Origin of the sequence: Dolichospermum sp. LEGE 00246 (assembly GCF_015207865.1) — a bacterium.
Lineage (GTDB): Bacteria > Cyanobacteriota > Cyanobacteriia > Cyanobacteriales > Nostocaceae > Dolichospermum > Dolichospermum heterosporum.
The window spans coordinates 1-7,099 of record NZ_JADEWA010000285.1 but is presented as its reverse complement, the minus strand read 5'-3'; the positions used below and the strand labels follow the sequence as shown (position 1 = coordinate 7,099).

Sequence of the window (7,099 nt, the reverse complement as noted above, 5' to 3'; positions counted from 1 at the left end):
GGCAGCGTCAGATGTCTATAAGAGACACCCCTAACCCTGCTTGCCTTCACCCGTCATTTTCTGGACAATCCCTCCAAAAATACACAGAATTAACACACTAGGCATTGCCCGCCCATTAAAAAATCCCCCACCTCACGGCAGGGGATTTTTAATTACCTAAAAGCAGTAGTCAGGATCAACCAAACTTACCAGCCGTAGAGGCAATGAGGAACGCTGCATAGGTGACGATGTAGCCAACAGTGAAGTGAGCTAAACCAACCACACGAGCTTGAACAATGGAGAGAGCAACGGGCTTGTCCTTCCAGCGAACTAAGTTAGCTAAAGGAGTACGTTCGTGGGCCCAAACCAAGGTTTCAATTAACTCTTGCCAGTAACCTCTCCAAGAGATGAGGAACATGAAACCAGTAGCCCAGACGAGGTGTCCGAAGAGGAACATCCAAGCCCAAACAGACAAGTTATTCATACCGTAGGGGTTGTAACCGTTAATCAACTGAGCAGAGTTAGCCCAGAGGTAGTCACGGAACCAGCCCATGAGGTAGGTAGAGTTTTCATTGAACTGAGCAACGTTACCTTGCCAAATACCGAGGTGTTTCCAGTGCCAGTAGAATGTTACCCAACCGATGGTGTTTAACATCCAGAACATAGACAGGTAGAAAGAGTCCCATGCGGAGATATCGCAAGTACCGCCACGGCCTGGACCGTCGCAGGGGAACGCATAACCGAAGTCCTTTTTATCGGGCATCAGTTTAGAACCACGAGCATCCAAAGCACCCTTAACGAGTACCAAGGTGGTGGTGTGGATAGCCAAAGCGAAAGCGTGGTGAACCAAGAAATCGCCAGGTCCAATGGTCAAGAACAAGGAATTTGTTCCAGAGTTGATGGCATCTAACCAGCCGGACAACCAAACGTTACCAGCATTGGGGTAAGCGGTGTAAGCAATACTGTCGGGGTTAGACAACAGTACATTCAAGCCATACAAAGCTTTACCTTGAGCAGCTTGGATGAATTGAGCAAATACTGGCTCAATCAAGATTTGTTTTTCAGGAGTACCGAACGCAACAACTACATCGTTGTGAACATATAAACCCAGGGTGTGGAAACCCAAGAAGAGAGATACCCAGCTAAGGTGGGAGATGATCGCTTCTTTGTGTTGTAACATCCGGTCAAGGACGTTACCTTTGTTTTGTTCAGGGTCGTAATCACGTACCCAGAAAATTGCTGCGTGAGCAAAAGCACCAACCATCAAGAAACCAGCGATGTACTGGTGGTGGGTGTACAGTGCTGCCTGTGTGGTGTAATCCTTAGCGATGAAAGCATAAGGAGGCAGAGCGTACATATGCTGCGCTACCAAGGAACAGATAGTTCCCAAAGATGCCAAAGCTAATGACAACTGGAAGTGCAGGGAGTTGTTGATGGTGTCGTAAAGACCTTGGTGGGGCAGGTTGAACTGACCTTCGCTCTTGCTACCAGGTACTAAACCGGATTTGGAGTTCAGCATTTCTTTAATGCTGTGACCAATTCCGAAGTTAGTCCGGTACATATGACCAGCGATGATGAACAAAACTGCGATCGCCAAGTGGTGGTGAGCCATGTCAGTCAACCACAAGGATTCTGTTTGGGGGTGGAAACCGCCCAAGAAGGTAAGAATCGCAGTCCCTGCACCTGTGGAAGTACCAAATAACTGGCCAGCGGTGTCAGGGTTTTGAGCGTAAACGCCCCAGTTACCTGTAAAGAAAGGAGTTAAACCTTCTGGATGGGGAGCTACAGTCAGGAAGTTATCCCAACCCACGTGAATACCACGGGATTCAGGAATAGCAACGTGAACCAAGTGACCAGCCCAAGCCAGAGAACTAACACCAAACAAACCAGCTAAGTGGTGGTTTAGGCGGGGTTCAGCACTCTTAAACCAAGAAAGGCTAGGACGGAACTTGGGTTGTAAATGTAACCAACCAGCAAATAGGAACAATGCGGACAACAAGAGCAAACCAACGGAACCAGTATATAGTTCGCTGTTTGTCCGCATCCCGATGGTGTACCACCAGTGATAAACACCAGAGTAAGCAATGTTTACAGGGTTGCTTGCACCAGCTTGGGTGAAAGCTTCAATTGCTGCTTCACCGAAGTGAGGGTCCCAAATTGCATGGGCAATTGGACGGACGTGCAGGGGATCTTTAATCCACTGTTCAAAGTTACCTTGCCAGGCTACGTGGAACAGGAGGCTGGATGCCCACAGGAAGATGATTGCCAAGTGACCGAAGTGCGTAGCGAAAATCTTTTGGTAAAGATTCTCTTCCGTCATGCCATCGTGGCTTTCAAAGTCGTTGCCTGTAGCGATCGCATACCAAATCCGACGAGTAGTCGGGTCCTGTGCGAGATCCTGGCTAAATTTTGGAAATTTTGTTGCCATAGGTGTGATCTGTCCTCTGACCTTTAGCCATTATTTGTCAGCAAAATTTTAGATTTTAGATTCTGGATTTTGGATTAAATCTAAAATCCAAAATCCTTTCAGATTCGGCAGTCGCTCATGGGGGAAACCCCCAAGCCCCTTACGGGTTTGCCAGTTCCCTCAGGCGGGAAACCCGCTTTCAGGACTGGACTCACCGCGTTGCCTCACCAAAATTCTACTGATTTTTATCCTACTGATAGGATGTGTGCGTGGAAGAATGCCCAAGTAGTAGCAATTCCTCCTAATAGGTAGTGAGCCACACCTACAGCCCGACCTTGAGTGATGCTCAGTGCGCGAGGCTGAATTGTTGGGGCTACTTTCAGTTTATTGTGCGCCCAAACAATGGACTCAATGAGTTCTTGCCAGTAGCCACGACCACTGAATAGGAACATTAAGCTGAACGCCCAAATAAAGTGAGCGCCTAAGAACATGAGTCCATAAGCGGACAATTCAGTTCCGTAGGAGTTGATTACTTGTGTAGCTTGCGCCCACAAGAAGTCACGTAACCAACCGTTGATGGTGATAGCACTTTCAGCAAAGTTACCGCCAGTAATGTGATTTACTGTGCCATCTGCATCTACTGTTCCCCAGACATCAGACTGCATCTTCCAACTGAAGTGGAAAATTACAATTGATAAGGAGTTATACATCCAGAAGAGTCCAAGGAAGATATGATCCCAACCGGACACTTGGCAAGTACCGCCACGACCTGGACCATCGCAAGGGAATCGGAAGCCTAAGTTAGCCTTGTCTGGAATCAGACGAGAACTACGGGCGTACAATACACCTTTGAGCAAGATGAGAACAGTAACGTGAATGGTGAATGCGTGAATGTGGTGAACCATAAAGTCCGCTGTACCCAATGCAATGGGCATCATAGCGATCTTGTCGCCGATAGCGACGATTCCACCACCAAAAGCATGACTAACTACTTGAAGAGCGTTAGGTGCTGTATTACCAGGAGCTAATGTGTGCAGGTTTTGCACCCATTGAGCAAATACTGGTTGCAATTGAATTGCACTGTCGGAGAACATATCTTGGGGACGACCCAAGGCACGCATGGTGTCATTGTGGATGTACAAACCAAAGCTGTGGAAGCCTAAGAAAATACAAACCCAGTTGAGGTGAGAAATGATAGCGTCACGGTGACGAATCACGCGATCTAAAACGTTGTTTTGGTTAACAACAGGATCGTAATCGCGCACCATGAAGATGGCTGCGTGAGCAGCACCACCAACAATCAAGAAACCACCTATCCAAATATGGTGAGTGAAGATACACAATTGTGTTGCGTAATCAGTTGCCAAGTAAGGATAGGGAGGCATCGCGTACATATGGTGAGCGATGATGATTGTCAAGGAACCCAAGAAAGCTAGGTTAGTAGCTAATTGAGCGTGCCAAGAAGTGGTGAGGTTTTCGTAAAGACCTTTGTGACCTTCGCCAGTGAAAGGACCTTTATGAGCTTCTAGAATATCTTTAATACTATGACCGATACCCCAGTTGGTACGGTACATATGACCAGCAATGATGAACAGTACAGCGATCGCTAGGTGGTGATGAGAAATATCAGTCATCCACAAGCCGCCTGTAACTGGGTTTAAACCACCCTTAAATGTGAGGATATCAGCGTAAGCTCCCCAATTTAAGGTGAAGAAAGGTGTTAAACCACTGGCGAAACCAGGGTAAAGTGCTGCCATTTTTGCTGTATCAAACAGCAACTCATGAGGCAGAGGGATGTCCTTAGCTGCCACACCTGCATCTAACAGTTTGTTGATTGGTGCAGACACATGGATTAAGTGACCAGCCCATCCCAAAGAACCACAGCCTAGCAACACCGATAAGTGATGATTCAGCATTGACTCCACATTCTGGAACCATTCCAGTTTAGGAGCGCGTTTGTGGTAGTGGAACCAGCCAGCAAATAAGAACAAGCCTGCTAATACCAAGCCGCCAATTGCAGTTACATATAGCTGGAAGGAGCTAGTGATACCCCAGCCACGCCATACTTGGAACAAGCCAGAGGTGATTTGAATGCCGCGGAAACCGCCGCCCATATCACCGTTTAAAATGTCTTGACCAACAATAGACCAAACTGTTTGGGCGCTGGGCTTAATGCCTAATGGGTCAGCCAGCCAAGCTTCGTAGTTAGAGAACTTAGCGCCGTGGAACAACATTCCGCTCAACCAGATTGCTACTACAGCCAAATGGCCGAAGTGAGCGGCGAATATCTTGCGGGAAATGTCTTCTAAATCGCTTGTATGTGTATCAAAATCATGGGCGAGGGCATGGAGGTTCCAAATCCAGGTTGTGGTTTTTGGGCCTCTGGTTAAGGATCTGTCGAAATGTCCTGGCTTTGCCCATTTTTCAAATGAGGTAGGAACCGGGTCATTGTCAACGATCACTCTTGCTTTTTTTTCCTCTCGCTCCGGAGGACTAATCGTCATTCGACCTCCTCTCTATAAGGAATGGGGAATCATGAATACCACCTAGAATAACACAGTCGCCGTTTTCAGATTGCTCTGGACTAGCGATGCGGTTGCCGTGTGGAAAAGAAAAGTTGTTTCTGTTGAATTATAGAGTCTGAACTTGCACATTGTTATAGACCTGTTAACAATAATTAAAAATAGCCAAATTTATTGTCCAATCGGCTTTATAAGTTCCTATACATTGTCCAAAAGTCAATAGACTCTTCATTTAATTTACAAAGAACAACAATTTGGAAAACTTATGATTCATACGCAGAGCCGCTCAAACTCGTGCCATTTGGCTACTTTTATCTAAAATTAGCGGTCTGAAACCAAATTTATTTTCTGAGAACAAGTCAAAAAAATCACTTATTCGCCATTCTAATCAGATGAAAGTAGGTAAATTTATAACTTTGGTAGTAGATTTATGCTCTTATTCATAGTGAATGAGTCATAATTTGCGTCACAATAATGGCGTTAATTGTTAAAAAATATTACGGAATAAAAACATGAACACTGGGTGCAGAAAATTTTTTGACCAACTTTTTTCCAAGAGATTCCCAATTATTAAGTGGCTTGCTACATTAGTGCTAGTTTTAAACTTAAGTAGTTGCGCTGAAGCAGCAAACAGCCAGGAAGTATCTACGAATCCTTTCATGAAAACGCTCCCAGCCTCAGAAATTTCTGGGACTTTTTCAGAAACTGCACCACCTGATGTTATTCAAGCATTGCGTCCCAGTCTAGAAGGTTATCAACCTCAAGTCAGCATCATTAGTCCCCTAGTAAATGAAATTCTTCCAGACAATATAGTTAAAGTCCAGTTGCGGGTTAAGGACTTACCGATATTTAAAGACCCTCAATGGCAACTTGGACCCCATTTGCACCTAATTTTAGACAATCAACCTTATATAGCTGTTTACGATTTAAATCAGTCGGTGGTATTGTCAGACTTATCACCCGGTACGCATACTCTTCGTGTTTTTGCTTCTCGTCCGTGGCATGAAAGTTTTAAAAATGAAGGTGCTTATGCTCAAACTACATTTCACGTTTTGACGAAAACTGAGGAAAACAACCCAGATTCTAAATTACCCCTACTTACTTACAGTCGTCCCAATGGTGGTTATGGGGCAGAACCAATTATGCTGGACTTCTACCTAACTAATGCACCGTTGCATAGTATAGCTGAAACTAATCCTGACGATACAATGAGCAATTGGCGTATTCGTAGTACAGTTAATGGTGAAAGCTTTATTCTCGATCGTTGGCAACCTATTTATCTTAAAGGCTTTAAACCTGGTAAAACCTGGGTAAAACTAGAATTCCTTGACAATGAAGGACAACCTGTGAAAAATGCCTTTAATACCACTATTAGACTAATTAACTACCAACCCAATGGTCAAGATACTCTTTCTAAAATTGTCAGAGGGGAATTGACAGCAGATGAAGTTCGGGGTATTGTAGACCCAACTTATACAGCTAAGATTCCAGGTACTGAATCTACCGCTACACCAACTCCAGAAACTAAAGTCGAAAAACAACCAATTTCTGAAGTTAAACTTCCTGAAGTTACACCAACTTCAGAAACCAAAGTCGAAAAACAACCAATTTCTGAAGTTAAACTTCCTGAAGTTACACCAACTCCAGAAACTAAAGTCGAAAAACAACCAATTCCTGAAGTTAAACTTCCTGAAGTTACACCAACTCCAGAAACCAAAGTCACAGAAACAAAAGAATTGAATCTGGATAAACCAGATACAGGTTCATCTAAGCAATCTCAAATTCAAGAGTAATTAGAGTAACATACCTCTAAGATACAAGGTTGGGTTGAGGCACGAAACCCAACAAATGCGTCGGGTTGCGCTGTCGCTTAACCCGACCTACAAAAAATGGACAAGGTATTGGAGTAAGCCACAAAATAAATGATCCTGTTTTGTCATGCTGAGTGTAGCGTTCGCGGAGCGTGGCGTTAGCCATAGCGAAACGAAGCATCTCAAGAGATTCTTCACTACACTTCGTTTCGTTCATAATGACATTGGGCATTTCTTTTTGTGGAGTTCTCTTAAGGGACTTCCAAGAAATAAATTATCCTGATTAACGAACCACAGAGGCGCAGAGGACACAGAGGAATAAGGGTTTGAGAGATTTTTGCGTTAGGTGGTTGAGTATTTTTTTATTTGGAAGTCCCTAA

At 44.6% G+C, this 7,099-nt stretch carries 3 protein-coding genes; 1 reads left to right on the top strand and 2 read right to left on the bottom strand.

Annotated elements, in window-relative coordinates:
- Positions 1–175 precede the first annotated feature (175 nt).
- Together psaB and psaA are read right to left on the bottom strand one after the other, a co-directional pair.
- Positions 176–2,407 (bottom strand): photosystem I core protein PsaB, encoded by a 2,232-nt coding sequence (gene psaB / locus IQ228_RS17400; protein WP_027401492.1) that lies wholly within the window; start codon positions 2,405–2,407, stop codon positions 176–178.
- A 224-nt stretch (positions 2,408–2,631) separates the two neighbouring features.
- On the bottom strand, positions 2,632–4,890 hold the full coding sequence (psaA, locus tag IQ228_RS17395) for a photosystem I core protein PsaA (protein WP_027401491.1): 2,259 nt from the start codon (positions 4,888–4,890) through the stop codon (positions 2,632–2,634).
- A 677-nt stretch (positions 4,891–5,567) separates the two neighbouring features.
- Here psaA and IQ228_RS17390 point away from each other — a divergent pair.
- Positions 5,568–6,701, top strand: a complete 1,134-nt coding sequence (locus tag IQ228_RS17390; protein ID WP_370566904.1) for a hypothetical protein — start codon at positions 5,568–5,570, stop codon at positions 6,699–6,701.
- Positions 6,702–7,099: the final 398 nt, after the last annotated feature.